This window comes from Streptomyces sp. NPDC025651 (genome assembly GCF_055558735.1).
In genome coordinates this window covers 151,260-169,008 of the sequence record NZ_JBVHLZ010000003.1, presented here as the reverse complement: position 1 = coordinate 169,008, position 17,749 = coordinate 151,260, and the positions used below count along the sequence as shown (strand labels likewise).

At 73.3% G+C, this 17,749-nt stretch carries 18 protein-coding genes and 1 riboswitch; all 18 genes read left to right on the top strand.

The features are described 5' to 3' along the window. The first annotated feature begins 159 nt into the window (after positions 1–159). The 18 genes from ACZ4D5_RS12995 to ACZ4D5_RS12910 all read left to right on the top strand — a co-directional run bounded on the left by ACZ4D5_RS12995 (position 160) and on the right by ACZ4D5_RS12910 (position 17,730). Entirely contained in the window at positions 160–684 is a 525-nt protein-coding gene (locus ACZ4D5_RS12995; RefSeq protein WP_467772407.1) for a YceI family protein, read from the top strand. Between the two features lie 79 nt (positions 685–763). Continuing rightward, on the top strand, positions 764–1,573 hold the full coding sequence (locus tag ACZ4D5_RS12990) for a PTS sugar transporter subunit IIAB (RefSeq protein ID WP_467772406.1): 810 nt from the start codon (positions 764–766) through the stop codon (positions 1,571–1,573). 66 nt (positions 1,574–1,639) lie between these two features. After that, on the top strand, positions 1,640–3,208 hold the full coding sequence (locus tag ACZ4D5_RS12985) for a PTS ascorbate transporter subunit IIC (protein ID WP_467772405.1): 1,569 nt from the start codon (positions 1,640–1,642) through the stop codon (positions 3,206–3,208). A gap of 139 nt (positions 3,209–3,347) precedes the next feature. Next, positions 3,348–4,151 carry an APH(3') family aminoglycoside O-phosphotransferase gene (locus tag ACZ4D5_RS12980; protein ID WP_467773015.1) on the top strand — a complete coding sequence of 268 codons (804 nt, stop codon included), beginning with the start codon at positions 3,348–3,350 and terminating at the stop codon, positions 4,149–4,151. A gap of 22 nt (positions 4,152–4,173) precedes the next feature. Beyond that, complete coding sequence (locus ACZ4D5_RS12975) at positions 4,174–4,842, top strand: SMI1/KNR4 family protein (RefSeq protein WP_467772404.1); 669 nt, start codon at positions 4,174–4,176, stop codon at positions 4,840–4,842. A gap of 159 nt (positions 4,843–5,001) precedes the next feature. Beyond that, positions 5,002–5,185, top strand: a riboswitch (cobalamin riboswitch). A 30-nt stretch (positions 5,186–5,215) separates the two neighbouring features. Next, positions 5,216–5,929 (top strand): energy-coupling factor ABC transporter permease, encoded by a 714-nt coding sequence (locus tag ACZ4D5_RS12970; protein WP_467772403.1) that lies wholly within the window; start codon positions 5,216–5,218, stop codon positions 5,927–5,929. Then, complete coding sequence (locus tag ACZ4D5_RS12965; RefSeq protein ID WP_467772402.1) at positions 5,929–6,318, top strand: energy-coupling factor ABC transporter substrate-binding protein; 390 nt, start codon at positions 5,929–5,931, stop codon at positions 6,316–6,318. The genes ACZ4D5_RS12970 and ACZ4D5_RS12965 overlap by 1 nt, the downstream gene beginning before the upstream one ends. Before the next feature lie 6 nt (positions 6,319–6,324). After that, positions 6,325–7,074, top strand: a complete 750-nt coding sequence (gene cbiQ, locus ACZ4D5_RS12960; protein WP_467772401.1) for a cobalt ECF transporter T component CbiQ — start codon at positions 6,325–6,327, stop codon at positions 7,072–7,074. Next, the gene (locus tag ACZ4D5_RS12955; RefSeq protein ID WP_467772400.1) at positions 7,071–7,955 is read left to right on the top strand and encodes an energy-coupling factor ABC transporter ATP-binding protein; all 885 of its coding nucleotides are present in this window, start codon (positions 7,071–7,073) and stop codon (positions 7,953–7,955) included. The genes cbiQ and ACZ4D5_RS12955 overlap by 4 nt, the downstream gene beginning before the upstream one ends. Positions 7,956–8,327: 372 nt before the next feature. Next, positions 8,328–9,377, top strand: a complete 1,050-nt coding sequence (locus ACZ4D5_RS12950; protein WP_467772399.1) for a hypothetical protein — start codon at positions 8,328–8,330, stop codon at positions 9,375–9,377. Between the two features lie 225 nt (positions 9,378–9,602). After that, on the top strand, positions 9,603–10,799 hold the full coding sequence (locus ACZ4D5_RS12945) for a CbiQ family ECF transporter T component (protein ID WP_467772398.1): 1,197 nt from the start codon (positions 9,603–9,605) through the stop codon (positions 10,797–10,799). Then, the gene (locus ACZ4D5_RS12940; RefSeq protein WP_467772397.1) at positions 10,796–12,400 is read left to right on the top strand and encodes an ABC transporter ATP-binding protein; all 1,605 of its coding nucleotides are present in this window, start codon (positions 10,796–10,798) and stop codon (positions 12,398–12,400) included. Before ACZ4D5_RS12945 ends, ACZ4D5_RS12940 begins: the two co-directional genes overlap by 4 nt. Continuing rightward, positions 12,397–13,467 carry an ECF transporter S component gene (locus tag ACZ4D5_RS12935; RefSeq protein WP_467772396.1) on the top strand — a complete coding sequence of 357 codons (1,071 nt, stop codon included), beginning with the start codon at positions 12,397–12,399 and terminating at the stop codon, positions 13,465–13,467. The genes ACZ4D5_RS12940 and ACZ4D5_RS12935 overlap by 4 nt, the downstream gene beginning before the upstream one ends. Further along, positions 13,361–14,809: a prenyltransferase/squalene oxidase repeat-containing protein gene (locus ACZ4D5_RS12930; protein ID WP_467772395.1), complete on the top strand. Its 1,449-nt coding sequence runs from the start codon at positions 13,361–13,363 to the stop codon at positions 14,807–14,809. The genes ACZ4D5_RS12935 and ACZ4D5_RS12930 overlap by 107 nt, the downstream gene beginning before the upstream one ends. 77 nt (positions 14,810–14,886) lie before the next feature. After that, the gene (locus tag ACZ4D5_RS12925; RefSeq protein ID WP_467772394.1) at positions 14,887–15,375 is read left to right on the top strand and encodes a DUF4430 domain-containing protein; all 489 of its coding nucleotides are present in this window, start codon (positions 14,887–14,889) and stop codon (positions 15,373–15,375) included. A gap of 77 nt (positions 15,376–15,452) precedes the next feature. Beyond that, positions 15,453–16,088, top strand: coding sequence for an ATP-binding cassette domain-containing protein (locus ACZ4D5_RS12920; RefSeq protein WP_467772393.1), 636 nt, complete (start codon positions 15,453–15,455; stop codon positions 16,086–16,088). Continuing rightward, the gene (locus ACZ4D5_RS12915; RefSeq protein WP_467772392.1) at positions 16,085–16,963 is read left to right on the top strand and encodes a metal ABC transporter permease; all 879 of its coding nucleotides are present in this window, start codon (positions 16,085–16,087) and stop codon (positions 16,961–16,963) included. The genes ACZ4D5_RS12920 and ACZ4D5_RS12915 overlap by 4 nt, the downstream gene beginning before the upstream one ends. Then, positions 16,912–17,730: a metal ABC transporter solute-binding protein, Zn/Mn family gene (locus tag ACZ4D5_RS12910; RefSeq protein ID WP_467772391.1), complete on the top strand. Its 819-nt coding sequence runs from the start codon at positions 16,912–16,914 to the stop codon at positions 17,728–17,730. The genes ACZ4D5_RS12915 and ACZ4D5_RS12910 overlap by 52 nt, the downstream gene beginning before the upstream one ends. Positions 17,731–17,749 lie beyond the last annotated feature (19 nt).

The following is a 17,749-nucleotide window of genomic DNA, read 5'->3' as shown; positions in this document are numbered from 1 at the left end:
CCCCAATCGCCCCTGGGGCCATCCAACCGGTGCCACGTCACTCTTTCGAGCGGTGACATTTGTACCGGCCGGGAGTGGACATCCGTTTCTTCCCCGGTCCGGGCCGCGCCCCCCATGCTGAAGACCGGGGTACCGGCAGACGGGGAAGGTGTGGGACTCATGGACGCGACGCGCACGGGGCCACTGGCTGTGCCGGAGGCCGGCACGTACGACATCGACACGACGGCATCGTCCGTACGCTTGCGCACGCGCTCGGTCTTCGGGCTCGTCCCGGTGCGCGGCACGGTCACTCTCGCCCGGGGCACCGTGGTCGTCGCCGACCCGGTCGAGGAGTCGACGGTGGACGTCACCATCCGTACGGACACGTTCGACTCGGGGCTGCGGCGGCGCGACCGGCACGTCCTGTCCGCCGACTACCTCGACGCGGCGACCTACCCCGAGATCGACTTCCGAGGTCACCGGCTCCGGCGCACGGATCAAGGGGTGGTGCTGGAGGGGGAGTTGACGGTCCACGGGGTCACCAGGACCGTTGCCGTGGCGGTCGACTCGGCCGTCACCGAGGGCAGGCGGCTGACCGTCCGCGGCACGGCCACCGTCGACCGGTACGCCTTCGGCGTGACCAAGGCCAAGGGCATGACGGGTCGTCGGCTGCGCATCGGCCTGGAGGTCCGCGCGACCCGCTGAGTGCGGCCGGACGCCTCCGGGCGTCCCCGAACGGCGCCCAGGAAGTGCCGGGCGCCCCGCGTCCGCGAGAATCATGGGCATGGCAGCGCTGAGCGAGATCCTTCCCGTGGAAGCCGTCCTCCTGGACGCCCCGGCCGCCGACTGGCGCGAGGCCGTGCGGCGCGCCGGTGACCTGATGGTCGCCACCGGCGCCGCCACGGACACGTACACGGCGGAGATGATCGAGAACGTCCAGGAGAACGGGCCCTACATCGTCATCGCGCCCGGGCTCGCCTTCGCGCACGCCCGGCCCTCGCCCGCCGTGCTGCGCACCGGGATGTCCTGGGTGCGCCTCGCGGCCCCGGTGGAGTTCGGGCACGAGGCCAACGACCCCGTCGAGCTGGTCGTCGGCCTCGCCGCGCGGGACGCCTCCGAGCACACCGCGGCGATGGGCGCGCTCGCCCGGCTGCTCGCCGACCCCGACACGGCGCGCGCCCTGCGCGAGGCGGCCACGCCGCAGGAGGTGCACGCGATCCTGTCCGGCGGACCGCGGGATGCGGGAGCGCGGGAAGCGGGTCCGGGGGAGGCGGGCTCGCGGAAGGCGGCGGCGCGCGGCGGCGGGGACCTGCACAAGATCCTGACCGTGTGCGGCAACGGCGTCGGCACGAGCCTGTTCCTCAAGCAGACCGTCGAGGGCGTCCTGGACCGCTGGGGGTGGAGCGGATACGTCACCGTCGAGGCGACCGACACCATCTCGGCCAAGGGCAAGGCGAACGAGGCCGTCGCCATCCTCACCTCGCGGGAGATCGCGAGGACGCTCGGCGACGTCGGCGTACCGGTGAAGGTCGTCGAGGACTTCACCAGCGCGGCCGAGGCGGACCGCGTGCTCCGCGACACGTACGACGTCTGACGGCGCGAGGGCAGGAGAGCCGCGCGCGAGGGCAGCCGAGCCGCGGAGAACGGAGACGGAGAATTCATGGACTGGCTCGTGTCGATCGCGGAGTTTCTCGTCAACGAGATCCTCAGCCAACCCGCCTACCTCATCGGCCTCATCACGGCCGCGGGCCTGATCGCCCTGAAGAAGACGGCCGGGCAGATCGTCGGCGGCGCCATCAAGGCGACGCTCGGCTTCCTGCTCATCGGCGCGGGAGCCACCCTCGTCGTCGGCGCGCTGGCCCCGCTCGGTGAGATGATCCAGGGCTCCACCGGGGCGCACGGCGTGATCCCCACCAACGAGGCCATCGTCGGCATCGCCCAGCAGCAGTACGGCGCGCGCGTCGCCTGGCTGATGATCCTCGGCTTCGCGATCAGCCTGCTCCTCGCGCGCTTCACGCCGCTGCGGTACGTGTTCCTGACCGGCCATCACATGCTGTTCATGGCCACCCTGTTGACGATGGTCCTGGCGATCGCGGGCCGGTCGTCATGGGTCGTGGTGGTCGTCGGCGGCGTACTCCTCGGCATTCTGCTGGTGGCCATGCCCGCCTTCGCGCACCCCTGGACCAAACGCGTCACCGGCAACGACAGCGTGGCGATCGGGCACTTCGGGACGGCCGGGTACGTCGCGGCGGGCGCCACCGGGCAGTTGGTGGGCCGCCGCAGCCGCAGCACCGAGGAGATGAACCTCCCCGAAGGGCTGCGCTTCCTGCGCGACTCGATGGTCGCGACCGCCCTGTCCATGGTGCTCATCTACCTGATCATGTCGCTGGTCTTCCTGGGCAAGGTCGGCAAGGAGGAGGCGTTCAAGGCGTTCGGCGACGACGGGGCGGCGGGCGCGAGCGGCGTCGGCGACTACGTCATGCAGTCGGTCATGCAGGGCCTGCAGTTCGGCATCGCCGTCGCCGTGATCCTCTTCGGCGTCCGCACGATCCTCGGCGAACTCGTCCCGGCCTTCCAGGGCATCGCGCGGAAGCTGGTGCCCGGTGCGGTGCCCTCGCTGGACGCGCCCATCGTCTTCCCCTACGCCCAGAACGCCGTCCTGATCGGCTTCATCTCCAGCTTCATCGGCGGTCTCGTCAGCCTCGGCCTGCTCGCCTGGGTCTTCCACCCGGCCTTCGGTCTGGCGCTCGTCCTGCCCGGCCTGGTCCCGCACTTCTTCACGGGCGGCGCGGCCGGTGTCTACGGCAACGCGACCGGCGGCCGGCGCGGCGCGGCCCTCGGCGCCTTCGTCAACGGCGTCCTCATCACCTTCCTGCCCGCCCTGCTCCTGAAGGTCCTCGGCGCCTTCGGCGAGGAGAACACCACGTTCGGAGACGCCGACTTCGGCTGGTTCGGCACGCTCATCGGCTACGCGGCCAAGGCGGGCGAGGCCGGCGGGATCGTCCTGATGCTGCTGATCGGGGCGGCGATCCTGTTCGGCGCGATCGTCGTCCAGAAACGGGTCGTGGAGACCGGCTGGGACCCCGGCGCCCACCGCGACGCCCTGCTGCCTCCGGACGAGGTCCTGACGCCGGGTCCCGCCCAGGCCGCCGCCGGTTCCCCGGTGACGTACGCGAAGATCGCACCGCCGCGCGGGGCACCGAAGCCGCCTCCGCCGCCGGGCAGTTGACCCTCGCGCCAGGAGGCAGGTCCGGCGTCGCTCCTCGACCGGGGCACCCAAGTCCCGACCGGACGCCCAAGCCCCTGGAGCGAGGGGAGAGCCGGGAATATTGACTGGGGGACGCGGCGGACCGCCTGCCATCATGCCGATCATGAGCAGCGATCTGCGGCGGAGGTATGCCGCGTACCGATGGACCCGCGCGTCGGACGGCGCGTCGGGCGCCGAGGTGCACCACCTCACCGGAGCGGGTGCCCCCGACCTGTACGTGAAGGCCGCCCCCGTCACGTACGACGGCTCACCCCTGGACCTGTCGGGCGAGGCCGACCGCCTGGCCTGGCTGGCCGGGCGGGGCATCCCCGTGCCGCGCATCGTCGAGCGCGGCGCCGACGAGCGAGCGGCGTGGCTGGTGACCGAGGCGGTGCCCGGCAGGCCGGCGTCCGACGAGTGGCCCGAGGAGCAGCGGTCCGCGGTGGCCGATTCACTCGCCGGGCTCGCCGCCGCCCTGCACCGACTGCCCCTGGAGGACTGCCCGTTCGACCGTTCGCTCGCGGTCACGATGGAGCAGGCCGCGCGCAACACGGCCGAGGGCCTCGTGGACCTGGACGACCTCGACGAGGAGCGCGCCGGATGGACCGGGCGGCGCCTCCTCGACGAACTGCGCCGCACCCGCCCGGCGACGGAGGACCTGGTGGTCACCCACGGCGACTTCACTCCGGAGAACGTCCTGCTCGACCCGGACACCTGCCGCGTCACCGGAGTCGTCGACGTCGTCCGCCTCGGCAGGGCGGACCGCCACATCGATCTCGCCGTCGTCCTGCGGGAGTTGGCCACCGAGGAGGATCCGTGGTTCGGCGCCGCGTACGCGGAGCGGTTCCTCGCGCGATACGGCGAGCACGCGGCGGTCGACAAGGAGAAGCTGGACTTCTACCAGCTGCTCGACGAGTTCTTCTGATCCTTGCGAATACTGTGGGCGGATGTCTGATCGAACGGATGACGTGGGCGAGGCCGAGCGGGTCACCGCCGCGGTCACCGCCGCCTGGCAGCAGCTGACCGGCTGGCTGAGGGTGCACGCACCCACCTCGTACGCCTCTCTGCTGCCGCCCGCCCCGGAGGAGGAGATCCGCGCCGCCGAGGATGCGTCGAGGCACTGCCTCGGGTACGGGCTGCCCGTGGAACTGGTCGCCCTGTGGCGGCTGTGCGGTGGTGTGGAGCACCAGTACATCGAGGAGAACGAGGACGAGGGGGAGGTCGGATCCGGGGCCTTCCTCCCGGACGGGATCCTCTTGGCCCCCGCCGACGCGGTGCGCCCGCGGCTTCCCGGATACGGGGAGCCGCGCGACTACTGGGACGGCGCCCGGGTCGTGCCGTGGCTCACGTGCGACGAGGCCGGGCCCGAGTACGGCCAGTACGCGTCCGCGGCCGGTGTCGGCGGCTGGACGACGATGGACGGCCCCGCGACGGAGAACCCGGCCCATCCGTCGATCGCCGCCTATCTGGAGAGGGTTCACCGCACCTTGACCGTGGGACCCGCCGACCTGATGGGCCGCGACGTCCCCGGCACCGTCTGGGGCTGTCTCGTCTGGGACGACCCGGACGATCCGTCGCTGGACGACGCCCTCCCGTACTGGACGCCAGTCCACTGAGCGAGCAGGGCCCCCACCCCGAGGGTGGGGGGCCCTGGACGTTCGGGGCCGCAGCTCCTACGCATGGCCTCTGAGCAGGGGCGTACGCGGTGGTGGTGTGCGCTCGGGCGTGCCACCGCTGCGACCGCCGTGCAAGTTGTCAGGCAGATCAGTTGCGCACTAGTGTCACCACGCCTTGGTGAACGGGAAATCCGGTGTGATGCCGGTGCGGCCCTCGCCACTGTGATCGGGAAGTCCGGCTCCAGCCCTCGCGGCAGCCACTGGGTGCGCACGCACCCGGGAAGGCGGAGTCCGGTCGGTACGACCCGTCAGCCAGGAGACCGGCCAAGGCGCGTTGTCCATCCACGAGGTGCTGGAGAGGGTCTGCTGAGCCATGCACATAGCCGAGGGTTTCCTCCCGCCGGCGCACGCGATCGCCTGGGGCGTAGCGTCCGCGCCGTTCGTCGTCCACGGAGTCCGCTCCCTGACGCGTGAAGTCAAGGAACACCCGGAGAGCACCCTGCTCCTGGGCGCGTCCGGTGCCTTCACCTTTGTCCTGTCCGCCCTGAAGATCCCGTCCGTGACGGGCAGTTGCTCGCACCCCACGGGAACCGGGCTCGGAGCCATCCTGTTCCGGCCACCGATCATGACGGTGCTCGGCACCATCACCCTGCTCTTCCAGGCCCTGCTGCTCGCCCACGGTGGGCTCACCACGCTGGGCGCCAACGTGTTCTCCATGGCGATCATCGGGCCCTGGGCCGGATACGCCGTCTACCGGCTCCTCAAGCGGTACGACGTGCCGCTGATGGTCGCCGTGTTCTTCGGCGCGTTCGTCGCCGACCTGTCGACGTACTGCGTCACCAGCGTCCAGCTGGCCCTGGCCTTCCCCGACCCCAGCAGCGGATTCATCGGCGCCCTGGGCAAGTTCGGAGGCATCTTCGCCGTCACGCAGATCCCCCTCGCCGTCAGCGAGGGACTCCTCACCGTCCTGGTGATGCGGCTGCTCGTGCAGTCCAGCAAGGGCGAGCTGACGCGGCTCGGCGTGCTGCTGCAGGGCAAGCGGCCGGCCGCGGAGAAGCAGGAGACGAAGACGGAGGCCAGCGCCTGATGAACCGCAACACGAAGATCAACATCCTGCTCCTCGCCGTCGTCGCCGCGCTCGCGGTGTTCCCGCTGGTGTTCGGCCTCGGCGACCACAAGGAGGAGCCGTTCACCGGTGCCGACGCGCAGGCCGAGACGGCGATCACCGAGATCGAGCCGGACTACGAACCGTGGTTCTCGCCGCTGTACGAACCGCCGTCCGGTGAAGTCGAATCCGCGCTGTTCGCCCTCCAGGCGGCCATCGGCGCCGGCGTCCTCGCGTACTACTTCGGGCTGCGCCGAGGGCGACGCCAGGGGGAGGAGCGTGCGCTGAGGTCGCAGGACGCGCCGAAGGAGGACACCGCCGAACGGCAGGGCGACGCGGTGGACGCCCGGTCCGACCACGAACAGGTCTGATCGGGCGTGCTGCCCATCGACGCGGCGGCGCACAGCAGTCACTGGCGCCGCCGTCACCCCGTCGACAAGGCCGTACTCGGGCTCGGGCTCACCGTCCTCGCGATCTCCCTGCCGCCCTGGCCGGGAGCCGCCCTGGTGGTGGTCGCCGCACTCGCCGTGCTGCTCGGGCCCGCGGGCGTGCCGCCCCGCAAACTGTGGCGCGCCTACCGGGTGCCGCTCGGCTTCTGCGTCACCGGCGCCCTGACCCTCCTCGTCCAACTCGGCGGCCCCGACGGCTTCGTGGCGCTCGCCGACGACGGCCCCGCGCGCGCGGGCGGTCTGCTCCTGCGGACCTCGGCGGCCTCGCTCGGCGTGCTCCTCTTCGCCTTCACCACACCGATGTCGGACCTGCTGCCCCGCCTGGTGAAGGCCGGCGTGCCCGCACCGGTCGTGGACGTGGCGCTGGTGACGTACCGGATGAGCTTCCTGCTCCTGGACTCCATGAGTCGCATCCGGCAGGCGCAGGCGGCCCGGCTCGGCCACACCACGCGGGCCGCCACCTGGCGCTCGCTCGCGGGCCTCGGCGCCACCGCGTTCGTGCGGGCCTTCGACCGGGCGAGCCGGCTGCAGGCCGGGCTCGCCGGACGCGGCTACGACGGCACCCTGCGGGTCCTCGTGCCCGAGGCCCGGATCTCGCGGGCCTTCGTCGCGGCTAGCGCGGCGCTGCTCGTGGGCCTCGCGGCCCTCACCCTCGTACTCGAAAGGTTCCTGCCATGAGCGAGCCGCGTGCCCTTCGCGAGCCGGGCGCCCCCAGCGGGCCGAGCGGCCCCCTGGTCTCCCTGCGTGCGGCCTCGTACGCGTACGAGGAAGGCCCCACCGTGCTGAGCGGCCTGGACTTCGACGTCGTGGAGGGCCGGGCCCTCGCGCTGCTCGGGCGCAACGGCAGCGGCAAGACCACGCTGATGCGGCTGCTCAGCGGCGGACTGCGCCCGGACGTCGGCGAGTTGACGGTCGAGGGCGCGCGTGTGACGTACGACCGCAAGGGGCTGACGCGGCTGCGCACCACGGTGCAGCTCGTCGTCCAGGACCCGGACGACCAGCTGTTCGCCGCCTCGGTCGAACAGGACGTGTCCTTCGGTCCGTTGAACCTGGGGCTGCCCGACGCGGAGGTCCGGGCCCGGGTCGCCGAGGCGCTCGCCGCGCTCGACATCACCGCCCTGGCCGACCGCCCCACCCATCTGCTCTCCTACGGGCAGCGCAAGCGGACCGCCATCGCGGGCGCGGTGGCGATGCGTCCCCGCGTGCTGATCCTCGACGAGCCGACCGCTGGCCTCGACCCCGACGGCCAGGAGCGTCTCCTGGCCACGCTGCAGCGGCTGCGCGACGCGGGGACCACCGTGGTCATGGCGACCCACGACGTGGACCTGGCGCTGCGCTGGGCCGACCACGCCGCGCTGCTCACGCCCTCCGGGGTGCGGACCGGGCCGGTGGCCGAGATGCTGGCCCACCGCGACCTGCTGACGCAGGCGGGGCTGCAGCTGCCGTGGGGGATCGCGGTGGCGGAGCTGCTGCGGGCGCACGGTCTCGTCGCCGGGAGCGGGGAAGAGCCCCGCACACCCGAGGAGTTGGCGTCCATCGCGGCACGCGGCGGCCGGTGACGGCTCGTCCTGCGACCACGGTCTGTCCAGTGATCATGGTTACAGCCCGAAGGGCTGGCAGGTCCGGTCCGCCGGGCGTACTCTTCGCAATGCTTCGTCTGTTGACGAAGTGACAACTGAATGCATGCGCGACTGGGGAAAGCCGGTGGGAATCCGGCACTGACCTGCAACCGTGAGCGGCGCTCGACGCCGTGAGTCGGATCGCCCGGCGCGCCATGTGCACTGCTTCTCACTGTCATGGTCTGCAGCGTGGAGCCCTGAGCCCCTGGTTCATCGGCCCCTGCCGCTTCCGCACGGAACGCGCGTCAGGGGTTTGTTGTGCGGCACGGGCGTTCGGGGTCCGTGCGCGGGCCCCGGCCCGAAGGACCCGAAATGGCCCGTGCGACACGCGTGTTCGCCGCCGCGCTCGGCTTGCTCCTGTCCGCCGTCGCCCTCGGCGTCGGCGCGGCACCGGACACGGCGCACGCCCTGGACGCGCGACGCGGCAGGGCCGGATTCTGTCCGAACGGCAACGGCGTGACCGTGGTGGTGGACTTCCGCGAGCTGGGCGGTACGACCCTCGTGCGCTGCGCGGTGGGCAGCCAGGCCAGCGGGCTCGCCGCGCTGAAGGCGGCCGGCATCGACGTGACCGGCACCAACAGGTGGGGCGAGTCGTTCATCTGCCGCCTGGAGGGCAAGCCCGGCACCGGTCGTGAGCCGTGCATCGACACCCCGCCGACCAAGGCGTACTGGTCCTACTGGCACGCCCCCAACGGCGGCGCCTGGACCTACAGCCAGCAGGGCGCGACCTACCGCACCCCGCCGAACGGCAGCTTCGAGGGCTGGTCGTTCTCCCTCAACCGCGAGGCGGACGAGGCGCCTTCGCCGCGGGTGGCGCCCCGGCGGCCCGCGGGTGGCGGCTCCTCCGGCTCGGGCGGTTCGGGAGGTTCGGGTGGGTCCGGAGGCTCCGGTCCCATCGGTGGAGGCGGCAACTCCGGTGGGGGAGCGGGCGGTTCACCGGGCGGCGGCACCGGCGCGGGAACGGGCGACGCCCTGCCCGGCGTGGTCGCGGGCCTCGGCCAGGACGCGAAGCCGCAGGAGGGCGACCTGCCGGACGAGGGCGCGGCGAAGAACGAGAACAGGAACAGGAGCAAGGGTGAGAAGGGCGAGGACGGCAAGAAGAAGAACGAGGACGGCAAGGCGAAGTCCGCCGAGCCCACCCCCACCTCCTCCGCGTCCGGTTCACCGAGCCCGGTGACCACCCCGAGCGAGGCCGCCGACTGGACGGGCGGCGACGGCCGGCGCTCCGTCGAGGCCGCCGGGTCGTCGGGCGCCCCGACCGGCGCCCTGCTCGGCATCGCGGCCGCCGCACTGCTCGCCTCCGGCGCCGGATTCACGGCATGGCGCCGCAAGCGCACGGCCCGCCCGGACACCACCTCGTGACCGCCGCGTCCGGGCGCCACCTTGTGGGCGCCGCACTCGGGTGCCGCTGCACGACCACCGCCCTCGGAGGCGCCGCGTGATCGCCGATCTCGGATGGCGCCGCGCGGCCACCGTACTCGGGTGCTACGGGTGCTGCGGACGCTCCCGTGTGGCTGTTGTGCTGGGGCGCCGCCGCGGAGACGCCGCCCTCGGGCGCCGCGTGATCGCCGATCTCGGAGGCGCCGCGTGACGGCAGACTTCGAACAGCGTCGCGTGGCCGCCGGACCCGTAAGGCGTCGCGCGGCCGCCGCGTTCGGGCGTCGTGGGCTGCCGCGCGCCGTGCATCCGGGGGCCTGGTGGGTGTGGGCGCTCGGGATGGCTGCCGCGGCGAGTCGCACCGTCAACCCCGTGCTGCTGGTGATGATCCTTGCCGTCGTGGCCTTCGTCGTGGTGCGCAGGCGCGGGGACGCGCCCTGGGCGCTGGCGTTCCGGATGTATCTGGTCCTCGGCGCGTTCATCGTGACGATGCGCGTGGTGTTCCGGATCGTCTTCGGCGGCGGCCAGGGCGACACCGTCCTGTTCACCCTGCCGCAGATCACCCTGCCCGAAGCGGCCGCGGGCATCCGCCTGTTGGGTCCTGTCGCCGCGGAACAGCTGCTCGGCGGGCTCTACGACGGGCTGCGCCTGGCCACCATGGTGATCTGCGTCGGCGCGGCGAACGCGCTGGCCAACCCCAAGCGGATGCTCAAGGCGCTGCCGGGCGCCCTGTACGAGGTCGGCACGTCCGTGGTCGTCACCCTGACCGTCGCGCCCCAACTCGTCGAGAGCGTGCAGCGGGTGCGCAGGGCCCGGCGGCTGCGCGGCGGCGCGGCCAAGGGCGTGAGCGCGCTGCGCGGCATCGTCGTCCCGGTCCTGGAGGACGCGATGAACCGCTCCCTGGCCCTGGCCGCCGCGATGGCCTCGCACGGCTACGGCCACACCGGCCGCCTCGCCCCGCGCACCCGGCTGCTCACCGGCACCCTCGTGGTGGGCGGACTGCTCGGCGTCTGCGCGGGCCTGTACGGGGCGATGGGCGCGAGCACACCCCCGTACCTGGGAACTCCCCTTCTCCTGACGGGAGTCGCCCTCGCCGGAGTGGGATTCGTGCTCGGTGGCCGACGGGTGCGGCGCACCACCTACCGGCCCGACCGGTGGCAGTCGGCCGAATTCCTGGTGTGCGCCTGCGGGTTGGCCGCCGCCGTCCTGCTGTACGTGGTCTCGCGCACCGACGCCGCGTCCCTGTACCCCTCGCTCTCCCCGCTCGCCTGGCCGGAGGTCGCGCCGCTGCCCGCCCTCGCCGTCCTGGTCGGCGTGGGGCCCGCCCATCTGGCACCGGAACCCCCGAAGTCGTCGGACCCCGCGGGGAATCCGGCGGAACCGAAACGCCTGGAGGCGGCCGCGTGATCGACTTCGACGAGGTCACCTTCACCCATGCGGGCGCCGCGGAGCCCGCCCTGCGCGACGTGGACCTGCACATCGGCGAGGGCGAGCTGTGCCTGGTCACCGGCCGCACCGGCGTCGGCAAGTCCACCCTGCTCGGCGCGGTCAACGGCCTGGTGCCCCACTTCACCGGCGGCCTCCTGCGCGGCCGGGTCGCCGTCGACGGCGTGAGCACGGCCACCGCGCCCCCGCAGGAGTTCGCCCCGCTGGTCGGCGTCGTCGGGCAGGACCCCCTCGCGGGGTTCGTCACCGACACCGTCGAGGAGGAACTGGCGTACTGCATGGAGCAGTTGGCCGTACCGGCACACGTGATGCGCAAGCGCGTCGAGGAGACCCTCGACCTGCTGGGCATCGCGGACCTGCGCCGCCGCGCCCTGCGCACCCTGTCCGGCGGACAGCAGCAGCGGGTCGCGATCGGCGCCGTCCTGACCGCGCACCCCAGGGTCCTGGTCCTCGACGAACCCACCTCGGCGCTCGATCCGACGGCCGCCGAGGAGGTCCTCGCGGCGATCACCCGCCTCGTGCACGACCTCGGCACGACCGTGCTCGTCGCCGAGCACCGCATGGAGCGGGTGCTGCAGTACGCGGACCGGCTCGTGCACCTGCCGGGCGACGGACGCGCGGTGGAGGGCGACCCCGCCGAGCTGATGCGCGCCTCGGACGTCGCGCCGCCCGTCGTACGCCTCGGCAGGCTGGCCGGCTGGGACCCCCTGCCGCTGTCGGTGCGCGACGCGCGCCGCAGGGCGGCACCGCTGCGGGACCGCCTCGCGCACCACGCACCGCCCCAGGGCGAGCCGGAGACGGGCGAGGCGGCGCTCTGCGCGCACGGGGTCACCGTTTCCTACGGCCCCACCATCGCCGTACGAGATGTGGACCTCGCCCTGCCGCGCGGCCAGGTCACCGCGCTCATGGGCCGCAACGGCTCCGGCAAGTCCTCCCTGTTGTGGGCCCTGCAGGGCTCCGGGCCGCGCCGTGCGGGACGTGTCGAGGTGCGCGGCCAGGACCCGGGCAAGCTGTCGGCCCGCAGGGCGCGCGCCCTGGTGGGCCTGGTGCCGCAGACCGCGAGCGACCTCCTCTACCGGGAGAGCGCGGACGCGGAGTGCGGGCAGGCCGACACCGACGCGGGCGCCCCGCCGGGCACGTCGCGCGCGATCCTGGACGGCCTGGCCCCCGGCATCCCCGGCGAGCGCCATCCGCGCGACCTCTCCGAGGGCCAGCAGCTCGCCCTCGTGCTCGCCGTGCAGCTGGCCGCCGCCCCCGAGGTCGTCCTGCTCGACGAACCGACCCGCGGCCTGGACTACCACGCCAAGGAGTCCTTCGCGGAGCACGTCCGTCGGCTCGCGGCCGAGGGCAGGGCGGTGGTGGTGGCCACCCACGACGTGGAGTTCACCGCGCGCGCCGCGGACCGGGTGGTGGTGATGGCCGAGGGGGAGATCGTCGCCGACGGGCCGACCCGCGACGTCGTGGTGTCCTCGCCCGCCTTCGCCCCTCAGGTCGCCAAGGTCCTCAGCCCGCAGGAGTGGCTGACCGTGGAGCAGGTGCGGCACGCCCTGGAGGCCGTGTGAACTCCCTTCGTACGCGGGTGCCCGCGCTGCCCGTCGGGCTGCGCGCCGCGGTCGTGCTGACGCTGGCGAGCGTGGCCGGACTCGCCATGTTCTTCTGGCCGTTGTTCGTGGCGCCGCGCCCCGAGGCGACCGCGCACTCCGCCGACGCGCCGCTGGTCTTCGTCCTGACCATGCCGGTGCTGCTCGCGGTCGTGCTCGCCGAGATGTCGTCCGGCGGCATCGACACCAAGGCGCTCGCGATGCTCGGCGTGCTGTCCGCCGTGAACGCGGGGCTGCGGCCGCTGGGCGCGGGCACGGCCGGCATCGAGACGGTGTTCTTCCTGCTCGTGCTCGCGGGCCGGGTGTTCGGCCCCGGCTTCGGCTTCGTCCTCGGCGCCACCTCGCTGTTCGCGTCGGCGCTGCTGACCGCCGGGGTGGGGCCTTGGCTGCCGTTCCAGATGATCGCCTCCGGATGGATCGGGCTCGGGGCCGGGCTGCTGCCCAGGCGCGTCACGGGGCGGGCGGAGATCGCCGTGCTCGCGGTCTACGGCGTCCTGGTGGCGTACGTCTTCGGGTTCCTGATGAACATGTGGTTCTGGCCCTTCACCGCGGGCACGGACACACAGCTCTCCTTCGTCGCGGGCGCCCCGGTCCTGGAGAACCTGCACCGCTTCGCCGTCTTCACCCTGGCCACCTCCACCTTCGGCTGGGACACGGGGCGCGCGCTCACCAACCTGATCGCGATCGTCGCCCTGGGGCCCGCGGTCCTTGCCGTGCTGCGCAGGGCCGCGCGGCGGGCGGCGTTCGACGCGCCGGTCGCTTTCGAGGCGCCGGTCGCCTCCGGCGGGCCCGCCTCGCCCGAAGGCTCCAGCGCCTTCGCCCCCGCCGGTCCACCGGTCACCACCCCACCCGCCCCCGCCGGTCCACCGGCCGCCACCCCACCCGCTGTCCCCCGGACACGCATCAGCAAGGAGATCGATGATGACCCTGTCCCTCAGACCCAGGGCCCTGGCGGCGATACCCGCGGCCGCCCTCGCCGCGACGGTGGCGAGCGCCCTGCTGCTGCCGGGCCCTGCACGGGCCGCTGACCCCGCGGACCCGGTGCTCGAGTCCCCGGCGAACGCGGCCGCCACCTGGATGACGTCCAAGCTGACCGACGGCTCCAACGCCTCCGCCGACCACGGCCTGACCGCCGACGTCGTGATGGGCCTCGCCGCGACCGGAACCGGCGGCGCCGCCCAGAAGAAGGCCACCGACTGGCTCGCGGCGAACGCCGCCGCGTACATCGACCGCGGCACGCCCGGCAAGGTCTTCGCGGGCGGCACCGCCAAGCTCGCCCTGGTCGCCGCCATCGAGGGCCGCGACCCCAAGAACTTCGGCGGCCAGGACCTCACCAAGACGCTGCTCGGCCGGCTCCAGGACAACGGCCGCTTCACCGACGACCTGCCGAACGGCGACGGCTCCAACCAGTTCACGCAGTCGCTCGCCGTCCTCGCCCTGCAGCGCAGCGGCGACCTGCCCGCCAAGGCCGTCGACTTCCTCGCGGCCTCCCGCTGCGCCGACGGCGGTTACCCGCTGTTCTTCAAGTCCGACCCGGCCACGTGCAAGTCCCACACCGACAGCACGGGCCTCGCGGTCCAGGCACTGCTCGGCGCGGGCCGCACCGCCGACGCCAAGCCCGGTCTCGACTGGCTGGAGAAGCAGCAGCTCGCCGACGGCAGCTTCCGCGACAACGGCTTCGGCACCCCGCCCGGCAACTCCAACAGCACGGCCCTGGACGTCCAGGCGCTGGCCGCGGGCGGCCGCGTCGAGGCCGCGGGCAAGGGCATCGCCTGGCTGAAGTCCGTCCAGGTGGGCTGCGGCGCCGCGAACGCCGACCGGGGCGCGGTCGGCTACTCCGAGCCGAAGGCGGACGGCACCGCCCTGCGCGCCACCGCCCAGGCGGTGCCCGCGCTCGCCGGCAAGTCCCTCGCCCAGATCGACGGCAAGGGGGCGGCATCCGACCTGGAGCCGATCGCCTGCGCGCCCGACGGCGGGACGAGCGGGGGCAGCGGAGGCAACGACAGCGGCGGCTCCAACGGAGGCCCCAACGGCGGTACGGACGGCGGCACGTCGGGCGGCAACGGCACCGACGGCGGCACCACAGGCGGTACGGACCCGTCGGCGACCCCGGCTCCCTCCCCGTCCGGTGACGGGTCGGCCACGGGCGGCGACGCGTCCGGCGGCGCTGCCTCCGGTGGCGCCGGCGGCACGGGGGACACCTCCGGCGGTATCGGTGGCTCCGGCACGACGGGCGGCATCACGCCCTCGGGCGGCCTCGCCTCGACCGGTTCCACCGCGCTGCCCCTGGCCGGGGGAGCGGCGGCCCTGTTGATCGCGGGTACCTCGGCGGTGCTCATCGCTCGCAGGCGGCGCGGCCGAGCGGCCTGAGCCGCCCGCGCCTCCGCGTCCGCCCCACAGACCAACACCTCTGCACATTTCACTTTCCGTCAGAAAGGCACTCCGTCATGCTCCGCACCCTGCCCCGAAGAACCGCCCTCCTGACCGCCGCGCTCGGCCTCACCCTCACCGTGGCGGCGCCCGCGGCCCAGGCCGCGCCCAGGCCCGCCGCGAACGCGCCGATCACCGTCACGCTGACGGTCCGGGGCCCCGAAGGAGCGCTCTACAACAACACCATCAGCACCACGGGCCACACCGTCACCACCGCTTCCGGCGGCACGCACAAGTGCGACGGCACGAACAACGGCGCCAACACCACCGCGGGAGCCACGCCCACGGCCGCGCTGGACGACGCCGCCAAGAAGCAGGGCTTCAGCTGGGACGGCACCTGGTACCCGGCGTACGACGACTACTTCGTGTCGGCCATCGCCGGCAAGAACGGCGGCCAGGCCGCCTACTGGAGCATCTCGGTGAACGGCACCGCCACACCGGTCGGCGGCTGCCAGTTCCGTATCAGGGCGGGCGACAAGGTCGCGTTCACCTGGACCGAGATGTAGGAGAGATTCCGTCCGTCCGCCGGGAACTCACCGGCCCCCCTGTCCGACTCCTCTCGGGGAACGGAACAGGAGGTGCGATGGACGCTCTGGATGTCCGCATGCGCCAGGTGGACTGCAGACACGGCCGTGCCCGTGCCGTGCACGGCGTGGATCTCGACATCGAGGCCGGCGAGCGCGTGGCGCTGACCGGCACCAACGGGTCGGGCAAGACCACGCTGATACGGGCCGTGCTGGGCCTGCACCGGCAGATGCGCGGCACGATCACGGTCGGCGGCCGGGGCACCGGGAGCGCGGCCGAGTGGGCATGGCGGCGCAGAGCGTGCGCCTGGGTCCCGCAGAAGCCCGCGGCCGGCCGCTTCCCGCTCCTCGCTGGGGAGTTGCTGGCCAGCGGCGGGGCCCCGGCACAAGCCGGGCGGGCCGCGGCGGAGCTGGGCGTCGGGGCGCTGGCCAACAGGCCGCTGCACACGCTGTCCGGCGGCCAGCTGCAGCGTGTGTACCTGGCCCGCGCGGTCGGCTGCGTCGGCGCGGGCGCTGGGGTGCTGCTCGCCGACGAGCCCACCGCCGCCCTCGACTTCGCCGGGCAGGAGGAGGCGGCCGACGTTCTCCTGGCCCTGCCGGTGACCCTCGTGGTCGTCACGCACGACCGGGCGCTCGCCGAACGCTGCGACCGGGTCCTGGAGATGGCCGCGGGCCGGCTCAGGGCGGTCCGGTGAACGCCCTCGCCGCCGCCGACCTCGGGCAGCTCCTCCAGCTGGTGCCCGTCCAACGGGCCGGCTTCGCGCTCCTGCTGGCGGCGGTCGGGCTGCCGGTGGTCGGCGTGGTGATCGTCGGCCTCGACATCATGCCGGTGCGGTTCGCGATGATGCACGTCGCGCTGCTCGGCATCGCCATAGGGCTGCTGACCGGCCTCGACCCGATGCTGTGCGGGCTGATCGCCTGCGCGGTGGCGGGCGCCGGGGTCGCGCCGCTGGCCCGCACACCCGACGGCCTGTCGGGCGCCATGGGGCTCCTGATGAGCCTGGCGATCGCCGCCGCACTGCTGGTCCTCGCCGTGTCCGGCGTCAACGCACAGGGCGCGTTCGCGCTGCTGTGGGGCTCGATCCTGTCGGTCGGCACCGCGGACCTGTGGCTCCTCGGCACACTCGCCGTGCTCGTGCCCGCCCTGTTCTGGTGGCGCCGCCGTGACCTCGCGCTCCTGCTGCACGACCGTGAACTCGCCCTCGCCTCAGGGGTGCGGGTCGAGCGGCTCACACTGCTGCTGCTCGTCCTGGTCGCGGTGTCCGTCGCCGGGGCGATGAAGCTGACCGGCGCGCTCCTCGTGGACGCGCTGACCCTGCTGCCCGCGCTGGCCGCCCGGCGGCTCGGTACCTCCCTGAAGTCCATCACCGCCTGGGCGGTCGGCATCGGCGTCGCCGTGAACCTCACCGGGTTCCTGGTGGCGCTGAAGCTCGACTGGCCGCCCGGTCCCGTGCTCGTCCTGACCGCCGGGGCCGTGGCCCTGGCCGTCCATGTCATACCCGAACGGAGAACCCCCTCATGGCCCTCGACCGAGGCCGCACCGTCCGCCGCCCTTCCGTCCTCGCACTGAGCCTGACCACCGCGCTCGCGCTGACCGCGACCGCGTGCGGCTCGGACAAGGACGACAGCCCGGACGCACGGGCGAAGAACGGCGGCGCCCCCGTCGTCGTGGCCACCACCACCTGGGAAGGCGCCCTCGCCAAGGCCGCCGGCGCCAAGGACGTGAAGGTCATCGTCCCGCCGTCGGTGCAGCACGCGCCGGACTACGAGCCCAAGCCGTCCGACCTCGCGGCGGTCGCGGACGCGGACTTCGTGCTGTACGCGCCCTTCGAGCCGTTCGCGAAGAAGATCGAGGAGGCCGCCGGGTCGAAGGCGGAACTGGTCGAGGTCGCCCTTGACAACGACCCCGCCAAGACCAGCGCCGAGGTCGCGCGGCTCGGCGAGAAGTTCGGCACCGAGGGCGCCGCGGCGAAGTGGGACGCGTCCTTCAAGCGTGAATACGGCGCGCTGCGCAAGGAGTTGAAGGCCTCCTGGCCCGGGGGCAGGGCCCCGGCGGTCGTGGCCCAGGCCTACACCGTGTGGTCGGCGAAGATGGCGGGCGCCGACCTGCGCGGCACGTACGGGCCCAAGGCGGTGACCGCGGCGCAGCTGTCCGACCTGGCGAAGAAGAAGCCCGCGTACGTCTTCGGCAACGCTCACATGACGACCGGCACGGTGCTGCCGGACACCGGCGCGAAGCAGGTCGACATCGTCAACTTCCCGGGCAAGGATCTGGACCTCCTTGCGGTCTACAAGAATGCCGCCGAGGCCATCGAGAAGTCGATGTCCGCCTCCTGAGGCATACGCTCGGCCCGTG

Bases quoted from the DNA above. Each gene is read 5' to 3' on its own strand.
- ACZ4D5_RS12930 (WP_467772395.1), top strand. From the start codon at position 13,361: ATGACCCTGTCCCTCAGACCCAGGGCCCTGGCGGCGATACCCGCGGCC.
- ACZ4D5_RS12925 (WP_467772394.1), top strand. From the start codon at position 14,887: ATGCTCCGCACCCTGCCCCGAAGAACCGCCCTCCTGACCGCCGCGCTC.
- ACZ4D5_RS12985 (WP_467772405.1), top strand. From the start codon at position 1,640: ATGGACTGGCTCGTGTCGATCGCGGAGTTTCTCGTCAACGAGATCCTC.
- ACZ4D5_RS12965 (WP_467772402.1), top strand. From the start codon at position 5,929: ATGAACCGCAACACGAAGATCAACATCCTGCTCCTCGCCGTCGTCGCC.
- ACZ4D5_RS12970 (WP_467772403.1), top strand. From the start codon at position 5,216: ATGCACATAGCCGAGGGTTTCCTCCCGCCGGCGCACGCGATCGCCTGG.
- ACZ4D5_RS12910 (WP_467772391.1), top strand. From the start codon at position 16,912: ATGGCCCTCGACCGAGGCCGCACCGTCCGCCGCCCTTCCGTCCTCGCA.
- ACZ4D5_RS12995 (WP_467772407.1), top strand. From the start codon at position 160: ATGGACGCGACGCGCACGGGGCCACTGGCTGTGCCGGAGGCCGGCACG.
- ACZ4D5_RS12990 (WP_467772406.1), top strand. From the start codon at position 764: ATGGCAGCGCTGAGCGAGATCCTTCCCGTGGAAGCCGTCCTCCTGGAC.
- ACZ4D5_RS12955 (WP_467772400.1), top strand. From the start codon at position 7,071: ATGAGCGAGCCGCGTGCCCTTCGCGAGCCGGGCGCCCCCAGCGGGCCG.
- ACZ4D5_RS12920 (WP_467772393.1), top strand. From the start codon at position 15,453: ATGGACGCTCTGGATGTCCGCATGCGCCAGGTGGACTGCAGACACGGC.
- ACZ4D5_RS12975 (WP_467772404.1), top strand. From the start codon at position 4,174: ATGTCTGATCGAACGGATGACGTGGGCGAGGCCGAGCGGGTCACCGCC.
- ACZ4D5_RS12950 (WP_467772399.1), top strand. From the start codon at position 8,328: ATGGCCCGTGCGACACGCGTGTTCGCCGCCGCGCTCGGCTTGCTCCTG.